This window comes from Mycolicibacterium houstonense (assembly GCF_900078665.2).
GTDB classification, from domain to species: Bacteria; Actinomycetota; Actinomycetes; order Mycobacteriales; family Mycobacteriaceae; genus Mycobacterium; species Mycobacterium houstonense.
On the sequence record NZ_LT546207.1, the window covers coordinates 2,932,017 to 2,950,904 of the forward strand.

The window sequence follows — 18,888 nt, forward strand, 5'->3', positions numbered from 1 at the left end:
CGAAGACATTCTCGGACAGGGCGTGGCCTACCAGGCCCGGTTCGATCCGCAGGCCAAGGGGCTGGGCGAATGGTTGCGCAGCCGTCATCTCGACATCCCGGAGGAATTCCTTTCGTGAGTATCTGGACCACCCCCGAACGCGAGGCACTGCGCAAGACCGTGCGCACCTTCGCCGAACGCGAGGTGCTGCCCCATGCCGCCGAGTGGGAGCGCACCGGCGAACTTCCCCGCGAACTGCACCGCAAGGCCGGTGCGGCGGGCCTGCTCGGGGCCAACTTCCCCGAGTCGGCCGGCGGTGGCGGCGGCGACGGCGCCGACGCCGTGATCATCTGCGAGGAAATGCATTACGCCGGTTCGCCAGGCGGCGTGTTCGCCTCGTTGTTCACCTGCGGCATCGCGGTGCCGCACATGATCGCCTCCGGTGACGAGCGGTTGATCGAGACGTACGTGAAGCCCACGCTGCGCGGCGAGAAGATCGGCTCGCTGGCCATCACCGAACCCGGTGGCGGCTCCGACGTCGGGCACCTCACGACCAAGGCCACCCGTGACGGGGATGACTACATCCTCAACGGCGCCAAGACCTACATCACCTCGGGCGTGCGGGCGGATTACGTGGTGACCGCGTCGCGCACCGGCGGCCCCGGTGCCGCAGGCGTCTCGCTGATCGTGGTCGACAAGGGCACACCCGGGTTCGAGGTGAGCCGCAAGCTCGACAAGATGGGTTGGCGCTCAAGCGATACCGCCGAGCTGTCCTACACCGACGTGCGGGTGCCGGTCGCGAACCTGATCGGCGCCGAGAACTCCGGGTTCTTCCAGATCGCCGCGGCCTTCGTCTCGGAGCGGGTCGGTCTGGCCGTCCAGGCCTATGCCAGCGCGCAACGCTGCCTGGACCTCACCGTCGAGTGGTGCCGCAACCGCGAAACCTTCGGCAAGCCACTGATCTCGCGGCAGTCGGTGCAGAACACGCTCGCCGAGATGGCCCGGCGCATCGACGTGGCCCGGGTATATACGCGGCACGTGGTGGAACGGCAGTTGGCGGGTGAGACGAATCTGATCACCGAGGTGTGCTTCGCCAAGAACACCGCGGTCGAGACCGGTGAGTGGGTGGCCAATCAGGCCGTGCAGCTGTTCGGCGGCATGGGCTACATGGCCGAGTCCGAGGTCGAGCGGCAGTACCGCGACATGCGGATCCTGGGCATCGGCGGCGGCACCACCGAGATCCTGACCTCGTTGGCCGCCAAGACATTGGGGTTCCAGTCATGACCACGCTGAAGTCCACGATCGACCCGGGCTCCCCCGCGTTCATCGAGGCGGCCGAGGTGATGACCACCAAGCTCGCCGAGCTCGACGCCGAGCACGCCAAGGCCCTGGCCGGTGGTGGTCCCAAATATGTGGACCGCCACCACGGCCGCGGCAAGCTGACGGCGCGCGAGCGGGTCGAGCTGCTGCTGGATCCGGATGCGCCCTTCTTGGAGCTGAGTCCGCTGGCGGCCTGGGGCAGCGATTTCACCGTGGGCGCCAGCGTCGTGTGCGGCATCGGCGCCGTCGAGGGCGTCGAGTGCCTGATCGTCGCGAACGACCCGACGGTCAAGGGCGGCACCAGCAATCCGTGGACGCTCAAGAAGATCCTGCGCGCCAACCAGATCGCGATGGAGAACCGGCTGCCGGTGATCTCCCTGGTCGAGTCCGGTGGCGCGGACCTGCCGACGCAGAAGGAGATCTTCATCCCGGGCGGGCAGATGTTCCGCGACCTGACCCGGCTCTCGGCCGCGGGCATCCCGACGATCTCGCTGGTGTTCGGCAACTCGACCGCGGGCGGCGCCTACATCCCCGGCATGTCCGACCACGTGGTGATGATCAAGGAACGCTCCAAGGTGTTCCTGGCCGGGCCGCCGCTGGTGAAGATGGCCACCGGCGAGGAGTCCGACGACGAGTCACTCGGTGGGGCCGAGATGCACTCCCGCACCTCGGGTCTCGGTGACTACCTGGCCAACGACGAGCTCGATGCGATCCGCATCGGCCGACGCATCGTGGCCCGGCTGAACTGGCGGAAGAAGGGCCCGGTGCCCGCACCGGTGGTCGAGCCGCTGTTCGATCCCGAGGAGTTGATCGGCATCGTCCCCGCCGATCTGCGGATCCCGTTCGACCCGCGCGACGTGATCGCCCGCATCGTCGACGGCTCGGATTTCGACGAGTTCAAGCCGCTGTACGGCTCGTCGCTGGTGACGGGTTGGGCCACGCTGTACGGCTACCCGGTCGGGATCCTGGCCAATGCCCGCGGCGTGCTGTTCTCCGAGGAGTCTCAGAAGGCCACTCAGTTCATCCAGCTGGCCAACCGTTCCGACACCCCACTTCTGTTCCTGCACAACACCACCGGCTACATGGTGGGTAAGCAGTACGAAGAGGGCGGCATGATCAAGCACGGCTCGATGATGATCAATGCGGTGTCCAACTCGACCGTGCCGCACATCTCGCTGCTGCTCGGGGCCTCCTACGGCGCGGGCCACTACGGCATGTGCGGGCGGGCCTACGACCCGCGCTTCCTGTTCGCCTGGCCGTCGTCGAAGTCGGCGGTGATGGGTGGCACCCAACTGGCCGGCGTGCTGTCGATCGTCAGCCGCGCCGCCGCCGAGGCCCGCGGCCAACAGGTCGACGAGGCCGCCGATGCGGCGCTGCGGGCGGCCGTGGAGGCACAGATCGAGGCCGAGTCGCTGCCGACGTTCCTGTCCGGCCGGCTGTACGACGACGGCGTGATCGATCCCCGCGACACCCGCACGGTGGTGGGAATGTGCTTGTCCGCCATCGCGAATGCGCCGATCGAGGGGACGTCGAACTTCGGCGTCTTCAGGATGTGAGGCTGCACATGTTCGCGCCGACACTACGCATTCTGCTGACATTCGCGCCGAATCCCGCCACGAACCGTAGTTTCGGCGGAGGAGGAAAATGAAGACTGTTCTGGTCGCCAACCGCGGGGAAATCGCCCGCCGGGTGTTCGCCACCTGCCGCCGTCTCGGGATCGGGACGGTCGCCGTCTACACCGACCCCGACGCCGGGTCCCCACACGTCGCCGAGGCCGATGTGCGGGTGCGGCTCGAGGGCAACAACGGCTACCTCGACGCCGCCCAGATCATCGCGGCCGCCCAGGCCGCCGGCGCCGACGCGATCCATCCCGGCTACGGGTTCCTGTCGGAAAACCCTGATTTCGCGGCCGCGGTGCTCGAAGCCGGGCTGACCTGGATCGGCCCGCCGGTCGATGCGGTGCGGGCCATGGGCTCCAAGATCGAGGCCAAGAAGATGATGGCCGCGGCCGGCGTCCCGGTACTCACCGAGCTCGACCCGGCGACCGTGACGGCCGATCAGCTGCCAGTGCTGGTGAAAGCGTCGGCCGGTGGTGGCGGCCGCGGTATGCGGGTGGTGCGGGAACTGGCCGATCTGCCAGGCGAAGTCGCCGCCGCCCAACGCGAGGCGCAGTCCGCGTTCGGCGATCCGACGGTTTTCTGCGAGCGCTATCTGGCCGCCGGCCATCACGTCGAGGTGCAGGTGCTCGCCGATGAGCACGGCACCGTGTGGTCGGTCGGTGAGCGTGAATGCTCGATCCAGCGTCGTCATCAGAAGGTCATCGAGGAGGCCCCGTCGCCTCTGGTGGAGCGCACGCCCGGAATGCGGGAGAAGTTGTTCGACGCGGCCAGGCTGGCCGCGTCGGCGATCGGCTATGCCGGGGCCGGCACCGTCGAGTTCATGGCGGACGAGCAGGGCGACTTCTTCTTCCTGGAGATGAACACCCGTCTGCAGGTCGAACATCCGGTCACCGAGGCCACCACGGGTCTGGATCTGGTCGAACTGCAGATCCTGGTCGCCGACGGCGGACGGCTCGATCCCGAACCCCCGGCATCGCGCGGGTCGGCCATCGAATCCCGGCTGTACGCCGAGGACCCGGCCAAGGGCTGGCAGCCGCAAGCGGGCGCGGTACACCGATTCGAGGTGCCCGGGCAGGTACGCGTCGACACGGGCATCGAAGACGGTTCGGTGGTGTCGATCTTCTACGACCCGATGCTGGCCAAGGTCATCTCCTATGCGCCCACCCGCAGGCAGGCCGCGACCGTGCTCGCCGATGCGTTGGCCCGCACCCGGATCCACGGGCTGCGCACCAANCCGCGCCACGGCGCGCGTGTTCGGGGCCGCGCCCAGCGGCTGGCGCAACCTGGCCTCCGGGTACCAGTCGCGGACGTATCGCGACGCCACAGGCGACGACGTCCCGGTGCGCTACCGGTACACCCGCACCGGGGTCGAGCTGCCCGACGACGACGGGGTCTCCCTGGTGTCGGCGGCGCCGGACCGGGTGGTGCTGTCGGTCAACGGCGTCGAGCGCGCATTCGATGTGGCCGCGTATGGCGATCAGGTGTTCGTCGACTCCCCACTGGGGCCGGTGCAGTTCACCGCGTTGCCCCGCTTCCCCGATCCGGACTCCGCGGTGGCCCACGGTTCGCTCCTGGCGCCGATGCCCGGTTCGGTGATCCGCGTCGGCGCCGCCGTCGGCGACACCGTCACGGCCGGACAACCACTGATCTGGCTGGAAGCCATGAAGATGGAGCACACCATCGCCGCACCCGAGGACGGCGTGCTCGCCGAACTCAATGTCGCCGCGGGCCAACAGGTCGAGGTCGGCGCCGTACTTGCCCGCGTAGAGACCGCTGAAGGAGAACAATCATGAGCTTCATCGAAACCGAAGAACAGAAGGCCCTGCGTCAGGCGGTGGCCGCGATGGCCGCCAACTACGGCCAGGACTACTACCTGGAGAAGGCCCGGTCCGGCCAGCACACCACCGAATTGTGGAACGAGGCAGGCAAACTCGGCTTCATCGGGGTGAACCTGCCCGAGGAGTACGGTGGCGGCGGCGCCGGCATGTACGAGCTGTCGATGGTGATGGAAGAGATGTCGGCGGCCGGGTCGGCGCTGCTGATGATGGTGGTCTCCCCCGCGATCAACGGCACGATCATCTCCAAGTTCGGCACCGAGGAGCAGAAGAAGCGCTGGATCCCCGGCATCGCCGACGGGTCGATCACCATGGCGTTCGCGATCACCGAACCGGATGCCGGGTCCAACAGCCACCGCATCACCACCACGGCGCGTCGCGATGGCAGCGACTGGATCCTCAAGGGCCAGAAGACGTTCATCTCCGGTATCGACCAGGCCCAGGCCGTGCTCGTCGTCGGCCGCACCGAGGACCACAAGACCGGAAACCTCAAGCCCGCACTGTTCGTCGTGCCCACCGACACCCCGGGCCTGCACTGGACCAAGATCGAGATGGAGATCATCAGCCCGGAGAGTCAGTTCCAAGTGTTCCTGGACGACGTGCGGCTGCCGGCCGATGCGCTGGTCGGTTCGGAAGATGCCGCGATCGCGCAGTTGTTCGCGGGGCTGAACCCCGAACGCATCATGGGCGCCGCCAGCGCGGTGGGTGTGGGCCGGTTCGCCATCAACAAGGCGGTCGACTACGTGAAGACCCGCCAGGTATGGAAAGTCCCAGTAGGTGCACATCAAGGTATCTCACACCCCTTGGCGCAGAACCACATCGAAGTCGAGCTGGCCAAGCTGATGATGCAGAAGGCCGCGACGCTGTATGACGCCGGCGAGGACTTCGGTGCGGCAGAGGCGGCCAACATGGCCAAGTACGCGGCGGGTGAGGCATCGGTGCGGGCGGTCGATCAGGCCGTGCAGTCCCTGGGCGGCAACGGCCTGACCAAGGAGTACGGCATCGCGGCCGCGGTGACGGCGTCGAAGCTGGCGCGCATCGCGCCGGTGAGCCGGGAGATGATCCTCAACTTCGTCGCGCAGACCTCGCTCGGACTGCCTCGGTCTTACTGATGTCCGAACTCGTTCACTACGAGGCCGACGGTGCCGTTGCCCGGCTGACGCTCGATTCCCCGCACAACCGCAACGCCCTGTCCACGGCCCTGGTCACCCAGCTGCACCAGGGCCTGGACGCGGCGGCCGCCGATCCGCGGGTACGGGTGGTGGTACTGGGACACACCGGCGGAACCTTCTGCGCCGGAGCCGATCTGAGCGAGGCTGCCGGCCAGGATCCCGGCGACATCGCGGTGGACCGCGCCCGAGAGATGACCAAGACGCTGCGGGCGATCCTGGAGTTGCCCATTCCGGTGATCGGCGCGATCGACGGGCATGTGCGGGCCGGCGGGATGGGCCTGGTCGGGGCCTGCGATCTCGTGGTCGCCGGCCCGGCGAGCACGTTCGCGCTGACCGAGGCTCGCATCGGCGTTGCGCCGTCGATCATTTCGCTGACACTGCTGCCGAAGATGACCGCAAGGGCCGCGGGACGCTACTTCGTCACCGGTGAGAAATTCGGTGCCGCCGAGGCGGCCGAGATCGGGCTGATCACCGTGGCCGCCGATGACGTCGAGGGCACCGTGGCGGCGCTGACGGCCGAGATCGCGAAGGGTTCGCCGCAGGGGCTGGCCACATCGAAGGCGTTGACCACCGCGTCCATCCTGCGTGGATTCGATGCGCTCGCCGAAGATCTCACCCGGCAGTCCGCGCAGTTGTTCGTCTCGGACGAGGCGCGCGAAGGCATGATGGCGTTTCTGCAGAAGCGCCCGCCGAACTGGACGGGGTAAGGAGTGGCGCACGGTCGATCGGACCGTGCGCCACACTGCATCGTGACTTTTCCTACGCTGCCGTGGAATTCGAACCGGCATAGACCGGGCTCCACGGGGTGACACGCGGGATCCACCGCGGCACGTTCCGGCGGAATTCGTCGTACTGGGCGCCGAACCGCTTGCGCAGATGTGGTTCCTCGAACACCGGGATCGCGATCGCCACGAGTGTGCAGAACAGTGCGAACCAGCCGTACAACCATGGTGAAGCCGTGGCGACCGCGGTGCCGAGTTGAATCGCGAATACCGCGGTCATCATCGGATTGCGGACGTGCCGGTATGGACCCTCCACGACGAGGTTGACCGGCGATCCGATGGCCAGCGCACCCTTGCCGATGCGATCGAACAGGATCACCGTCCACACCAGGAACCACAGCCCGAACGCGATCAGCGCGGCGCCCGCGATCCCGAGGAGAAGCCCCGAAGTGGTGCTCAGGTCGGGCGCCTTGACGCCGGTCAACGCGATGATCGCGGCCGGGATGAACACCGTCATGGTCGCCGGGGCGATCAGAACCGAAATCGTGTGCCGCCACCACAACCGTCGTTCCGTCATGTCGATTCCTCCTTCTTCAACGGGTGTTGAACTTTGACGGTACGCCGCGCCGACGCAATAGGTCAACGCTTGTTGAACTAAACTTTCGGCCATGTCGGAGACGCGTCGGAGCGGACGCTGGCGCACTGGCCAGCAGAACAAGCAGCGCATCATCGAGGCGGCGCGCGAACACTTCATGCGCGACGGCTACGAGCAGGCCACGGTGCGCCGGATAGCCGCCGACGCCGGCGTGGACGTGGCGATGGTCTACTACTTCTTCGGCAACAAGGAAGGACTCTTCACCGCGTCGGTCATCGACATTCCGGAGCATCCCCTGCACCAACTGGCGGGCCTATTGGACGAGGGGCGCGACGAGATCGGGGCGCGGCTCATCCGGCATTTCGTCGAACGGTGGGATGAGGGCGCCATGTTCGACCCCTTGCTGACGGTGTGGCGGTCGGCGAGCATGCAGCCACTGGCGCGCAAGCTGCTCCACGACACTCTGGCCGGACCGGTCGCCGAGCGAGTGGCCGCCGAGTTCGGCGTGGACAACGCCGAGCTGCGCGTCGAGTTGGTGACCGTCCATCTGCTGGGCCTCGCGTTCGCGCGCTACCAACTCAAGATCGAACCGATCGCATCGGTCAGCGTCGACGAACTGATCGCATGGATGGGACCGACCGTGCAGCGATACCTCACCGACCCGAATCCGCAGCCTCAGCAAATCTGAGCACTTCTCGCCGCGGCGGCGACACGAATGGCACAGGTCAGCCGCTGCCACGGTAACCGCCGATAGTTTCCACCGGCAGCACCCCCGCCGGCACGTCTGTCGGATCGCGCGCCGCGGGCATAACGTTTTGCTGCGGACATCCTCTGCCGCGCGGTTTCCCCCGAAAGGCCGGAATCATGGCCGATGACCAGAACAAGGCGATTTCCCGACGCGTATGGGAGGTATTTGCCTCCGGCGACCTGAATGAGCTCGACGACCTCGTCGCCCCCGGCGCCGCCTTCCACGACACCCAGGATCCGTTCGGTGATCAGCGCGGCCCCGAACACATGCGAAACCTGATGGGGATGTACCGGAAGTCCTTCTCCAACATGAGATTCGACATCAAGAACCAGATCGCCGAGGGCGATTACGTCTGCACGATGATCGAGGCGCAGGGCGACAACACCGGCGAGATCATGGGCCAGCCGGCCACCGGCAAACACAGCCGGATCAACCTGACCGATGTCGACCGGATCGAGGACGGCAAGATCGCCGAGAGCTGGGTCACCTGGGACACCCTCGGCATGCTCCAGCAACTCGGACTCATTCCCGCCGGAGCGCAGCAGACGACGACACCGGCCTAGCCCGACGACGAAATATCTTCACTGCGACCGCCTTTGCCGGTTCGGCGGTGATGCCGAACCGGCACGGCGCCTCACCGGCGCCGGCGGATCGCAGGTGCGCACCCAGATTTGAATACAACTTGAGGTGGGGTTCGCGCGGTCCGCCGAGGCCGGAGCGGCTCGCGCAGTGCACTCAGATCACCCCGCACGTTGCTTCGAGATCGTGCCACAGACCGCTCGGACGCGACGTGGATTGTCCACTTGGGCAAATTTGCGCCGGGGCAAAGGGACGTTGCTACAGTGTGCAAGCATTTGTCGGTTGCGTCACAGTCCCTAAGGCGGAGCGCTTGATCTCACAGCCCACCTCTCCCCGTCTGCCCAAGGCCAAGGCCGCCGCCACCGCGGCAGCAGTCGTCGCCACCACCGCGGCGCTGACCGCAGGCCTCGGATCCTCCGCCCCGGAGGCGCTCGCCGCCCACAACCGCAGCCTGCACACCGAAGTCGCGCTGACCGCCGACGCCGGCCAGATCCCCGATATCGTCGGGCTCTACGGGGTCGGCCCGATCTTCTGGACCGCGCAGATCCTCGGGATCACCCCCGAGAACGTGATCAAGGCCGCGGGCGGGTTGACCGGCAATACCGCGTTGGCCGACACGGTCATTGGGCTGCTGAACCTGATCGACGCCGTCTCACCGATCGAGGCCGGTGTGAAGGGCCCGATGCCGAGTGACGTGTATGACGCCGTGAACGGGCTGACTTACACCACCGACGCCCTGGCGCAGCTGCTCGGCGTCCGCGACGGGTCGGTGATGGACAAGATCATCGACTGGCTCGTCGGCAACGCACCGATCCTGAATCAGCGTCGCGCCATCATCCTGTCCGAGAGCCTGGGCGGGCTGACCACGTCGCTGGCCTACCGCGACATGATCAACGCGGTGCAGTCCGACGACCCGAACTGGGGCGTCGGCGTGACGGGCCAGTGGCTGATCTTCGTCAACAACGTCAGCCGCCCCGGCGGTGGATTGTTCGCCCTGGCAACGCCTTTCACCAACCTGTTCGGACTGAATCTCACGACACCCGACGCGGGCAGCTACACCAACCCGGACAAGACCAAGGTCCTCAACACCTCGATCCTCGACATCACCTGGGCCTACAACCCACTGTCGGATGCGCCCACCACGCTGAACCCGCTCGCCTGGGCCAACGCCGCCGCGGCCGGGATCTTCCTGACGTATCTCCTGCCCGACGAGGACAACAACATCGGCAACCACGTGCTGCCGAAGTTGATCGCCGGCATCGCCGACGGCGTGAAGGTGATGGTCGACCCCACCGGCGGGCAGGGCACCTCCCTGATCCCAGGCCTCGGCAAGCTGCTGGACAGTCTCGGGATCAAACTGCTTGATTTTCCGGGAAACGCCACCTACATCACCTACGACTCGGGCAATCTCCCATTGCTCGAACCGTTTCGGGTGGCCCCGCACCTGTTGAATCTGATTCCGGGCGTTGATATCCCGACTCCGCTGACCGACAGCGTCGAAGACGCGCTGCGGAAGTTGGTGAACATGGGCTACCAGGACGTCGACCCCGACGACCTGGAGCGCACGTACGCCGAGGCCGGCGAGCAGGCCTATCTCTGGCATTCGCCGCTCACGCCGACGCAGCAGCTGGCGGCCACCGAGATCGTGTTCGACGCGCTGATCGACGGCATTCAGGCCAACGCGCTGAACCCCGAAGCCTGGACCCCGAAGTTGCCGGGCATGGATTTCAAGCCGATCGTGCAGAACGCCGTGACGGTGGCGGCCGCGAAGGCGATGCGGGACGCGCTCCAACTGGTGCAGGACGGTGCCGATCCGGTGTTCGACGCCGTCGAGAAGGGCCTGTCCCCCGTCACCACCGCCCTGGACGGGGTGAACGCTCAGATCGAGGCCGCCATCGACGGCATGCTGAAGGTCAACGGCACCGCCGGCAAGCAGTCCACCAAGCAGGCCATCACCGCGGTTCCGGACAGCGACAGCCCGCTGAAGGCCCTGAGCCTGCAGGCCCCGGCCACAGATAACGAGGGCACCGAGACCAAGGACGCCGAGGCCACGCCCGCCCCGCCGAAGGATGTCCTCAAAGGCCTTGGTTTGGACAAGGATTCACTCAAGGTCAAGACGAAGGCCAAAGGCAAGGCCCGCCACGCCGCGGATGCCAACGATCCGGCGAAGAAGACCGTCAAGGAGACCGTTGCCAAGGTGCGCGATGCCGTCGACGGCGCCACCAAGGGTCTCAAGGACGCCTCCGAAGATGTGAAGAAGCCGAAGAAGGCCAAGGCTCCGACCAAGGAGAAGAAAGAGAAGACGGCCGACGCTGCCGCGTAATCGCTGACAGCCCCGGCGACGCGTCGGTAGCGTGACAGGCATGCCACGCACTGTGCTCGTCACCGGGGCGACCGGCACTCTCGGCCACCATGTGGTCCCCGAGGCGACCGAAGCCGGTCATCATGTCCGGGCACTGAGTCGTCAGGATCGGGTCGGCTACACCGGTGTGCATTGGCACCAGGCCGACCTGCTCTCGCCCGATGGCTTGGACGCCGCCCTCGACGGCGTCGACGTCGTTGTCCACTGCGCCACGCAGGCCACCGGCGGCAAGGATGTCAAGGCGGCCAGGAATCTGATCGAGGCCGCCCGGCGCACCGGCGTCGGGCACCTCATCTACATCTCGATCGTCGGTATCGAGGACATCCCGCTGCCCTATTACAAGACCAAGTTGCGGGTCGAACAGACGCTCGCGGCCTCCGGCGTCGGGCACACGATCCTGCGCGCCACCCAGTTCCACGAGCTAATCGAAAAGACGTTCTCGACGCAGCGTTTCTCACCCGTTTTGTGGGCGCTGCGCGACGTCCGATTCCAGCCCATCGACACCCGCGATGTGGCCACCCGGCTGGTTGGTCTGATCGATACAGAGCCCGCAGGCCGGGCCACCGACATCGGCGGCCCCGCAGTTCACAGTCACCCAGAATTGGGACAGATGTATCTAACAGCACACAACAGCGTGCGCCGGGTGGCCAGATTCACCCTCCCGGGCCGGATCGTCGCGGGTTACAGGTCGGGGGAGAATCTGACCCCGGAAAACGCGATCGACGGGGCATCTTTCCAGGACTATCTGGGTACCGGCGCATAGCTCGCCGGGAGTTGGCAGGGTTCACTGTCGCAACCCCGGCGACACAGTTTGGCTACCGGTGTTGCAAGTGACAGCGATCGTCGTAGGCTCGACACCGATGAGCACTTCAGCGCCGCAGGGCAGGTCGATGCGGGCTGCCGACACCGACCGCATTCAGGTGGCGCAGCTCCTCACCGATGCTGCCGCCGCGGGCCGGCTCCCGATGACCGAATACGAGGAACGGCTAGCAAAGGCCTACGCGGCGCAAACCTATGACGATCTGGCCCGGCTCAGCCGTGACCTGCCCGGTGCGGTGAACTGTTCGGCCGGCACCTGTCGCCCGGCGCCGTCGACACTGCTGCTGGCGATCATGAGCGGGTTCGAGCGCCGCGGCCGGTGGAACGTGCCGAAGAAGCTGACCACGTTCGCGCTCTTCGGCGGCGGCGTCGTCGACCTTCGCTACGCGGATTTCACCGCGCCCGATGTCGACGTCCGCACCTACTCGATCTTCGGTGGGCAGACCATCCTGGTGCCGCCGGAAGTCAATGTGGATCTGCACGGCGTGGGCGTGATGGGGAACTTCGACCAGAGCGTCAACGGCGAGGGCTCGGCGGGGGCGCCGCGCGTCCACATTCGCGGGTTCTCCCTCTGGGGCAGCGTCAGCGTCAAGCGCAAGAAGCGCCGCAACCAGAACGATTGAAAGAAAAACGGGCGGGCCCGAAGGCCCGCCCGTCGCTGTATCTGGGACCGTCAGCAGCTGGCGGCCTGCGCGCTCACCGACGTCTTGGCGGTCGAGGTGGTGCAGGTCGACGACACCTTCGCGCTGGAGCCCGACTTGGTGGCGGTCGAGGTGTTGCCGCTAAGCGCCCGAGGCAGCACGCCCGGCAGATCCTTCTCGTCCGGCAGCGGGACACCGGCGCTCTGGGCCTGGTCGTAGTAGTACTTGCCGGCGTTGACGTTCAGCTCGCCCTTGACGACGCCGTTGGTGCCGGGGGTGACACCGTCGACACTCGTGGTGCCGTAGTTCAGGTGGTACACGCGGCCGAGCTCGCTGTCGTCGAGGGCCTTGTTGACGGGGGTCCGCTGGTTGAAGACCTGATCGCCGACCGCCTGGACGGCGCGGACGCCGGGCGCCGGGTTGCCCAGATCGGGCCGTCCCACCGCGTCAGCCGACGGGTTGCCGGTGTTGGTCGGGACGGCCAGCGCGACGCCGGCCGGACCGGCCATCGCCAGCGCACCGCCCGCGAGGATCCCACCAACCAACGTCCGGCTTCGTACCGACCGCTCGGAGATCTTCCGATGTTTTGCCATGCCGTTACCTCTCGTGAGTGGCGTTGCGCCGCAGCTAGATTGGGACCAGGAGGCAGGCATTGCCGCTGGCCCGCAGCGAACCTAAGACACCGCGGGCGCCGACGATAGATGTTGGCGATGGTGTTCATTAGCTGTTCCGGACCCGATCACAAGCGTTCACAGCACGTACATAGAAACCGCCCGACTACGTGAAAACGCAACGGCCCCCTCCGATTTGGAGGGGGCCGTTGACTGAAGCCGGATGCTATTTGTCGCTACCGCTACCGCTGTCGCTGTCGCTGCCGCTGCCACCGTCGGTGGAGCCGGCGCCGGCCTTGGCGGTGTCCTTGTCCTTCGCCTGGGCGTCCTTGCCGGCCTTGGTCTTGGGCTTGAAGGCGTTCTCGAGGTTCTTCGTAGCGTTCTCGACGAACTTCTCGCCGGCCGACTTCTTGCGCTCGGTGGCACGCTTCGTGGGCTCGACCTTGTTGCCCGCGGTGGTGTCCGTCGTGGCCGTCTCGGTGTCGGTCTTGACGGTCTCGGTCTTGACCACCTCGGCCTTGACTTCCTCGGTCTTGACCGTCTCGGGCTTGACTTCCTCGGTCTTGAGCTCCGGCAGCTTGATCTCCGGCAGCTTCAGCTCAGGAAGCTTGGGCGCCTTGACTTCTGGGGCCTCGGGCAGGGACACCTCGACCGCCGGGGAGGTGGTCTCGGTACCGCTCTTCACCGTCTCGTCGACCGTGCCCTCGTCGACGACCTCGACGTCCTTGACGACCGTGGACTCGGTCGGGACGCCGAGCTTCTCAGCGAGCTTCGCCAACGGCGACTCGACCTTCGGCGTCGGCAGACTCAGGAGCTTGCTGACGCTCGGCAGGGCCGTGGAGCTCACGCCGGACTCGGTCTCGGCCACCAATTCCGTGCCGGCCGTTTCCTCTTCGAGCGTCGCCAACAGCGGGTTGACCGGAGTCGGGTTCGGGTTGACGGTCCCCTGAGCGATGGCATCGACGATGTAGGTGACGGCGGCCGTGATGCCGGTGTTCTCGCCGTATCCGAAGAAGAACGAGTTGCTCAGATTCTGCGCGAAGCCACCGTCGGGCAGGTTGTCGTTCAGGATGCTGCCGACGACGGTCGCGACGCCGCCCGAGAAGAACTCGTCCACACGCTTGGGCAGGTCGAGGCGACCGGTGGGGTCTGGGACCAGCGAGGCGGCGACATACGATGCGATGTAGGCGAATTCGGTGAATCCGGCCTCGAAGAAGATGTCGTCGACCGGGCCTAGGAACGGCAGGAAGTTCTGGCTGGCGTAGTACGCGAGGCCGGTGAAGCCGTCCTTGCAGACCGCGCCGGTGGCAGAGCAGTTGCCCGGAGCGTAGGCGTATTCCTCGGACTTGTTGCCGGCCGCGTCGTAGAACTGGACGCCGTCGCCCATGTCGCCGACCGTGGCGGGGACGAGCGTGCCGTTCACTTCCTTGTAGAGGGCGTTGCCCTCCGAGTCGACGAGCGCTGTGCCGGCAGGGGTGTCCTCGTCCGGCACCACGATCTTGTCGTCCACCTCGACATAGCCGGCAGTGGGGACGGTGACGACGCCCTGGTAGTAGTACCCGCCGTAGCCCTGGGTGAAGGCCTGCCACGCACCCTGCAGCGAGAACGCCATCAGGTTGATCTGGTCTTGCGTCAGGGTCTTCTTCGACGGCGCTTCCGCGGTCGAGGCGGCAACCGTGATCTCGTCGTTGGGAACGAACAGCGCAGGGGTCCCGGCGACGAGCGCACCGGCGCTGAGGAGTGCGACACCAGTGGTGACGAGCGGACGGACTGCCATATGGGTGGGGCCCCTTATCTCAAGCGTGAGCCGGATTCCTGAGAATCCGGCTCACGTACCTGCGTACTACCTTAAAAGTCTTTGAGAAGGGTAAGGCCCGTCACAACCTCCCGCAACCTGTATCGACGCGCGCCGGACGACTCTGATGCGCCTCCGCGCCGCCACTTTTTCAGGGCGAGGTCGGGTTTGTTTTTCGACGGAATAAGAGACGTTACGGGCCGGTGCGAGTCCAGCTAATTTCGAATACCGTTGCCGGCCGGGTCAATGCGCACAAAGGTGCGGGTTACCGGGCCCGGAATCCGTCGCGTGACCACCAGAAGTGCGGATCCGGCACACTTGCGCCGGCGGCCGGGCCAGTCCGGCGCACACTGCGCCCAGGGGCTGAAAACCCTAGGTCAGCCCGCATACTTCCGGCGAGACTCACTCGCTGATTCACCGACGCTCGTCGTGTCCGCCGCGCGTTGACACGAACCGGAGCGAGCCACGGCGGCAGCGGCGGCGTTCGACGTGCCCACGTTCAACCCACCGCCGCGAAAAAAATGATCGTGGCCGCCATTGTTCGGATCAACTCCACCAAAAAACACCGGAGTGGGAAACCACAGGCGCGACGGCGCCTTACGCGGCGGTCAATAACCGCAGGTCACGGCCGTGAGCGAACATCTCGCCCGTCGTCAGACCCTGAAGAAAACCTGAGAGCACGCTCAGGTGCCGACCGCTATTTGTCGCCGCTGTCCCCGGAGTCGGCTCCGCCGTCATCGCCGGCCCCGGTGGCATCCCGGAAAGCCTTGTCCAGCTTCTTCAGGAACTTGCTGCCATTGGTCTCGCCCTTCGGCCCACCGCCGCCGAACAGGACGGGCGGGGTGACCTTGTTGCCCGTCTTGGTGTCGACGTTCGTTCCGGCGCCCACACCCTCGTCGACCGTCGCGGTCTTGGGCGGGGCCTTGGGAACGATGTCGAGCTTCAACTCCGGTGCCTTGAACTCCGGAAGCTTGAACTCGGGCGCCGCGGGGAGCTCGACCTCCGGGGCTTGCGGTGCCGGCACCTCGATGCCCACCGGGGTGGTTTCGGTGCCGCCGTCGACGAGATTGTCTGTGCCGTCGACATCTTCGACGACCACGGGCTCCTCGACCGCCGGAGCCTTGAACGGCAACTTGAGGTCTTTCAGCGGCGATTCGAACGTCGGCGTCGGCAGTTTCAGCAGCGACCCGGGCTCGGGCAGGCCGGTGGAGGTCACGCCGGTTTCCTTGGCGGCCAGCAGGGTGGTGTCGAGCTCCGACTCGTCGGTGTCCTGGACCTCCACCTCGGACGTGAGCGGATTGATCAGATTCGGCGTCGGCGTCGGAGTGCCCTGCGCGATGGCATCGACGACATAGGTGATCGCGGCAGTGATGCCGGTGTTGGCGCCGTAACCGAAGAAGAACGAATTGGTCAGGCCGTAGGCATAACCGTCCTGCGGCAGGTTGTCGAGCAGCAGATTGCCGACGAGTTGCGTTGCACCCCCCTCGAAGAAATCGTCGACGCGGCGGGTCAGGTCCAGCCGGCCGGTCGGGTCAACCGCATCGATCGCCACCGCCACGGCGCGTACGGCCTGATGTGCGAGCTCGGTGAAGCCGCCCTCGAAGAAGATGTTGTCCAGATCGCCGAGGGGAAGGATGTTGTCGCTCAGGTAGTACGCCAAGCCGGGGAAGCCATCCAGGCACACCGCTCCCTCCAACGTGCAGTCCCCTGCTACCGGATCACCGGTATCCGGATCTTCGCCCGGGAACCAGATCCCGCCGTACCCCTGGGTGAACGACTGCCAGGCGCCCTGCAGCGACAGCGCGAGCAGGTCGATCTGCTCCTGGGTCAGCTTGGTCGGGCCCGGTGCGGTGGCGGCGACGGTGATCTCACTGCGGGGAACGAACAGCGCCGGCGTCGCGGCGATGAGTGCCCCGGCGCTGAGCATTGCGACACCCGTGGTGACAAGCGGACGTACAGCCATGCGGTGGGCCCCTATCTCGAGGACGAAACGGCCGATACCGAAAAAGTTGTCGCCGGCGCCGGCGACAACTTAGAAACTGCTGAGAATGCTAAGGGGCGGTTTGCGCTCCTGCAACCTTTCAATACGGACAATTGCCGACCAATCGGAAAGCCGCCCGCCCATCGAATGTAGTGACACAGAATCGCCTTCCCGAGATCAGCGATTTACGCGATATCGCCACCGCCCGATCGACCGCCGCGGCCTTGCCCCGGCGTGGGTTCACCGCAGGTCAGACGTGCCGCACCAACGCCCATCACTCGATGTCACCACCCGGCCCAAGCGGCTCAGAAGCACCAGAGCCGGCCGGGTCAGAGTAGCGAGTCCATCAATTTTCCGGGACCATCGGTCCCCGATGATTGCAAATGCAATGAATTGAACTCACCGCCCGGCAAACGCCGCATTATCACCGGGTTACGCAATGGTAAATTGCGATCCGATCCGTGGCGGAATTGCGAATGCATCGAAGGCTTTGGCGTATTCGGCATTTGGGCATCGCCCAACGGTCAGCGAGGCATGGCGATCCGCAACCCCGCGAGCATCACCTGGGCATCGGCCATATAGGTCTCGTTGTTGGGCGAGGTGCTCTGCGTCATCGCGACCAGGTTCCACACCTTCGGTCCGAGTGGAACCATCACCGTCACCGCGGTCACGTAGATGGTCTTGCCGCCTCCGTCGGGCGGAATCGTGTAATTGGCCATCAGCGCCGGGAACCCGCAGATCTCCGCGGGCACCTGCGTGATGCCCTGTCCGCCACCGGCTTCGAAGCCCTTGATGCTGTCGTTGAGCAGATCTTCGGGTGAGCGGTTGCCGTCGGTGGCATCGGCGGTCGCCACCGAAAGCGCCGGATTCGTCACGCCGTCGCTGAGCGAGACATTGCGCAGCACCAATCGGACTGCCCCTGTGGCCAACTCGGGAACCGGCTCCCAGCCCGGCGGCTGCGCGATGCGGACCCGAGGTTCCTCGGGCGCGAGCCCGGACAGCTCGATCCAGCGATCGGAGTGCAACTGTTCGCACGGCTGGGCCCTGTAGCCGGACGAGCCTTCCGAACCCGACGAGTTCGAGGACGGCTCGAACCCGGCCGTCGCGGTGCCCTCCGTCATCCGGGTACACCCGCTGAGAATCACCCCGGCCGCCACCGCGACCACACCCAGCTTCATGAATCTCATCGCCGTCAGACACTACGCGAGCCCACCCCGGGCCGAATGCGACGCGGGAGTCTGCCGTATGGCTCCCTACGACGTCGAGCGTGACGCAAACCTCGTCGGCGGCACCGCGGAAAGACACCAGCGTCGCGTTCGGTGCGAATCAGCGCCGGCGCGAGTGCAGGTAATCGCCCACCACCGCGGCGCCCAGACCGTCGAGATCGGGCACCACCACACGGCCTTGCACGCGGCGGGCAACCTGGTCGATGAACCGGGCCAGACCCGGATCGGAACCCAGCCGGAAGATCGTCACCTGTGCGCCCAGGCGGGCCACCTCGTCGAACCCACGCACGGTGTGGGCGATGGTGCGTGGGTGTGGCGGGTAGTCGAAGAACACCTCCGGCGACGGAGTCGCCGAATCAGGCCCGGCCCCGTGTCCGTATGCCTCCAGGTGCGCGGTGGGCTCGCCGTCGGTCACCACCAGCACGACCGGTTGCGCGTTGGGATGACGACGCAGATGACGCGACGCCAGCGCCAGCGCATGGTGCAGGTTGGTGCCCTGCTCGTAGACACCTTCCAGCCCGGTCAGCTCACCCGCCGTCACCGTGCGGGCGTAGCGGCCAAAAGCGATGATCTGCAACTCATCTGAGCGGAACCGGGTACTGACCAGATGGTTCAGCGCCAGGGCGGTGCGCTTCATCGGCAGCCAGCGGTTCTCCATCACCATCGAGAACGAGGTGTCCACCAGCAGTGCCACACAGGCCTGCGTGCGGGTCTCGGTCTCGGAGATCTCCACATCCTCGACCGCGAACCGGATCGGCCTTTCGGCAATGCCCGTACCGGCCTGACGCAACACCGCGTTGGTGACCGTGCGGGTGACGTTCCACGGCTCGGTGTCGCCGAACTGCCACGGCCGCGTCGCGCCGGTCAATTCCCCGGCCGCGCCG

The 18,888-nt window shown here is 66.3% G+C and carries 15 protein-coding genes and 1 pseudogene; 10 read left to right on the plus strand and 6 right to left on the minus strand.

Features of this window, described 5'->3' with window-relative positions; all coding sequences use genetic code 11:
• The first annotated feature begins 114 nt into the window (after positions 1–114).
• The 5 genes and pseudogenes from BN4332_RS14800 to BN4332_RS14820 all read left to right on the plus strand — a co-directional run bounded on the left by BN4332_RS14800 (position 115) and on the right by BN4332_RS14820 (position 6,632).
• On the plus strand, positions 115–1,263 hold the full coding sequence (locus BN4332_RS14800; protein WP_066899159.1) for an acyl-CoA dehydrogenase family protein: 1,149 nt from the start codon (positions 115–117) through the stop codon (positions 1,261–1,263).
• Positions 1,260–2,855, plus strand: a complete 1,596-nt coding sequence (locus BN4332_RS14805) for an acyl-CoA carboxylase subunit beta (RefSeq protein ID WP_066899161.1) — start codon at positions 1,260–1,262, stop codon at positions 2,853–2,855. The genes BN4332_RS14800 and BN4332_RS14805 overlap by 4 nt, the downstream gene beginning before the upstream one ends.
• Before the next feature lie 88 nt (positions 2,856–2,943).
• A pseudogene (locus tag BN4332_RS14810) lies at positions 2,944–4,711 on the plus strand (acetyl/propionyl/methylcrotonyl-CoA carboxylase subunit alpha).
• Positions 4,708–5,865, plus strand: coding sequence for an acyl-CoA dehydrogenase family protein (locus BN4332_RS14815; protein ID WP_066899163.1), 1,158 nt, complete (start codon positions 4,708–4,710; stop codon positions 5,863–5,865). Before BN4332_RS14810 ends, BN4332_RS14815 begins: the two are co-directional and overlap by 4 nt.
• Entirely contained in the window at positions 5,865–6,632 is a 768-nt protein-coding gene (locus tag BN4332_RS14820; protein WP_066899165.1) for an enoyl-CoA hydratase family protein, read from the plus strand. Before BN4332_RS14815 ends, BN4332_RS14820 begins: the two co-directional genes overlap by 1 nt.
• 52 nt (positions 6,633–6,684) lie before the next feature.
• On the opposite strand, the gene BN4332_RS14825 is transcribed toward BN4332_RS14820, so the two are convergent.
• Complete coding sequence (locus BN4332_RS14825; protein ID WP_066899167.1) at positions 6,685–7,224, minus strand: methyltransferase family protein; 540 nt, start codon at positions 7,222–7,224, stop codon at positions 6,685–6,687.
• Between the two features lie 91 nt (positions 7,225–7,315).
• On the opposite strand from BN4332_RS14825, the gene BN4332_RS14830 reads away from it, so the two are divergent.
• The 5 genes from BN4332_RS14830 to BN4332_RS14850 all read left to right on the plus strand — a co-directional run bounded on the left by BN4332_RS14830 (position 7,316) and on the right by BN4332_RS14850 (position 12,373).
• Positions 7,316–7,930 carry a TetR/AcrR family transcriptional regulator gene (locus BN4332_RS14830; protein ID WP_066899169.1) on the plus strand — a complete coding sequence of 205 codons (615 nt, stop codon included), beginning with the start codon at positions 7,316–7,318 and terminating at the stop codon, positions 7,928–7,930.
• A gap of 176 nt (positions 7,931–8,106) precedes the next feature.
• Positions 8,107–8,553: an ester cyclase gene (locus tag BN4332_RS14835; RefSeq protein ID WP_066899171.1), complete on the plus strand. Its 447-nt coding sequence runs from the start codon at positions 8,107–8,109 to the stop codon at positions 8,551–8,553.
• Positions 8,554–8,879: 326 nt separating this feature from the next.
• Positions 8,880–10,892, plus strand: a complete 2,013-nt coding sequence (locus tag BN4332_RS14840; RefSeq protein WP_235654101.1) for an alpha/beta hydrolase family protein — start codon at positions 8,880–8,882, stop codon at positions 10,890–10,892.
• A gap of 40 nt (positions 10,893–10,932) precedes the next feature.
• Positions 10,933–11,694: an SDR family oxidoreductase gene (locus tag BN4332_RS14845; RefSeq protein ID WP_066899173.1), complete on the plus strand. Its 762-nt coding sequence runs from the start codon at positions 10,933–10,935 to the stop codon at positions 11,692–11,694.
• Positions 11,695–11,791: 97 nt separating this feature from the next.
• The gene (locus BN4332_RS14850) at positions 11,792–12,373 is read left to right on the plus strand and encodes a DUF1707 SHOCT-like domain-containing protein (RefSeq protein ID WP_066899175.1); all 582 of its coding nucleotides are present in this window, start codon (positions 11,792–11,794) and stop codon (positions 12,371–12,373) included.
• 50 nt (positions 12,374–12,423) lie between these two features.
• Here the strand turns inward: BN4332_RS14850 and BN4332_RS14855 are convergent, their stop codons facing one another.
• From BN4332_RS14855 to BN4332_RS14875, 5 genes are all read right to left on the minus strand, one after another.
• Complete coding sequence (locus tag BN4332_RS14855; protein WP_160110863.1) at positions 12,424–12,984, minus strand: hypothetical protein; 561 nt, start codon at positions 12,982–12,984, stop codon at positions 12,424–12,426.
• Between the two features lie 244 nt (positions 12,985–13,228).
• A complete protein-coding gene (locus tag BN4332_RS14860; protein ID WP_066899179.1) occupies positions 13,229–14,779 on the minus strand; it encodes a hypothetical protein in 1,551 nt (516 codons plus the stop codon).
• A 715-nt stretch (positions 14,780–15,494) separates the two neighbouring features.
• Positions 15,495–16,760: a hypothetical protein gene (locus BN4332_RS14865; protein WP_160110864.1), complete on the minus strand. Its 1,266-nt coding sequence runs from the start codon at positions 16,758–16,760 to the stop codon at positions 15,495–15,497.
• Between the two features lie 542 nt (positions 16,761–17,302).
• Entirely contained in the window at positions 17,303–17,965 is a 663-nt protein-coding gene (locus tag BN4332_RS14870; protein ID WP_066899183.1) for a hypothetical protein, read from the minus strand.
• Positions 17,966–18,104: 139 nt separating this feature from the next.
• Positions 18,105–18,888, minus strand: a 784-nt coding sequence (locus BN4332_RS14875) for a vWA domain-containing protein (protein ID WP_160110865.1), incomplete at its 5' end; no start/stop codon positions are given.

Coding starts and splice junctions, on each gene's coding strand:
- BN4332_RS14805 (WP_066899161.1), top strand. CDS start 1,260: ATGACCACGCTGAAGTCCACGATCGACCCGGGCTCCCCCGCGTTCATC.
- BN4332_RS14815 (WP_066899163.1), top strand. CDS start 4,708: ATGAGCTTCATCGAAACCGAAGAACAGAAGGCCCTGCGTCAGGCGGTG.
- BN4332_RS14820 (WP_066899165.1), top strand. CDS start 5,865: ATGTCCGAACTCGTTCACTACGAGGCCGACGGTGCCGTTGCCCGGCTG.
- BN4332_RS14825 (WP_066899167.1), bottom strand. CDS start 7,224: ATGACGGAACGACGGTTGTGGTGGCGGCACACGATTTCGGTTCTGATC.
- BN4332_RS14830 (WP_066899169.1), top strand. CDS start 7,316: ATGTCGGAGACGCGTCGGAGCGGACGCTGGCGCACTGGCCAGCAGAAC.
- BN4332_RS14835 (WP_066899171.1), top strand. CDS start 8,107: ATGGCCGATGACCAGAACAAGGCGATTTCCCGACGCGTATGGGAGGTA.
- BN4332_RS14845 (WP_066899173.1), top strand. CDS start 10,933: ATGCCACGCACTGTGCTCGTCACCGGGGCGACCGGCACTCTCGGCCAC.
- BN4332_RS14850 (WP_066899175.1), top strand. CDS start 11,792: ATGAGCACTTCAGCGCCGCAGGGCAGGTCGATGCGGGCTGCCGACACC.
- BN4332_RS14855 (WP_160110863.1), bottom strand. CDS start 12,984: ATGGCAAAACATCGGAAGATCTCCGAGCGGTCGGTACGAAGCCGGACG.
- BN4332_RS14860 (WP_066899179.1), bottom strand. CDS start 14,779: ATGGCAGTCCGTCCGCTCGTCACCACTGGTGTCGCACTCCTCAGCGCC.
- BN4332_RS14865 (WP_160110864.1), bottom strand. CDS start 16,760: ATGGCTGTACGTCCGCTTGTCACCACGGGTGTCGCAATGCTCAGCGCC.
- BN4332_RS14870 (WP_066899183.1), bottom strand. CDS start 17,965: ATGAGATTCATGAAGCTGGGTGTGGTCGCGGTGGCGGCCGGGGTGATT.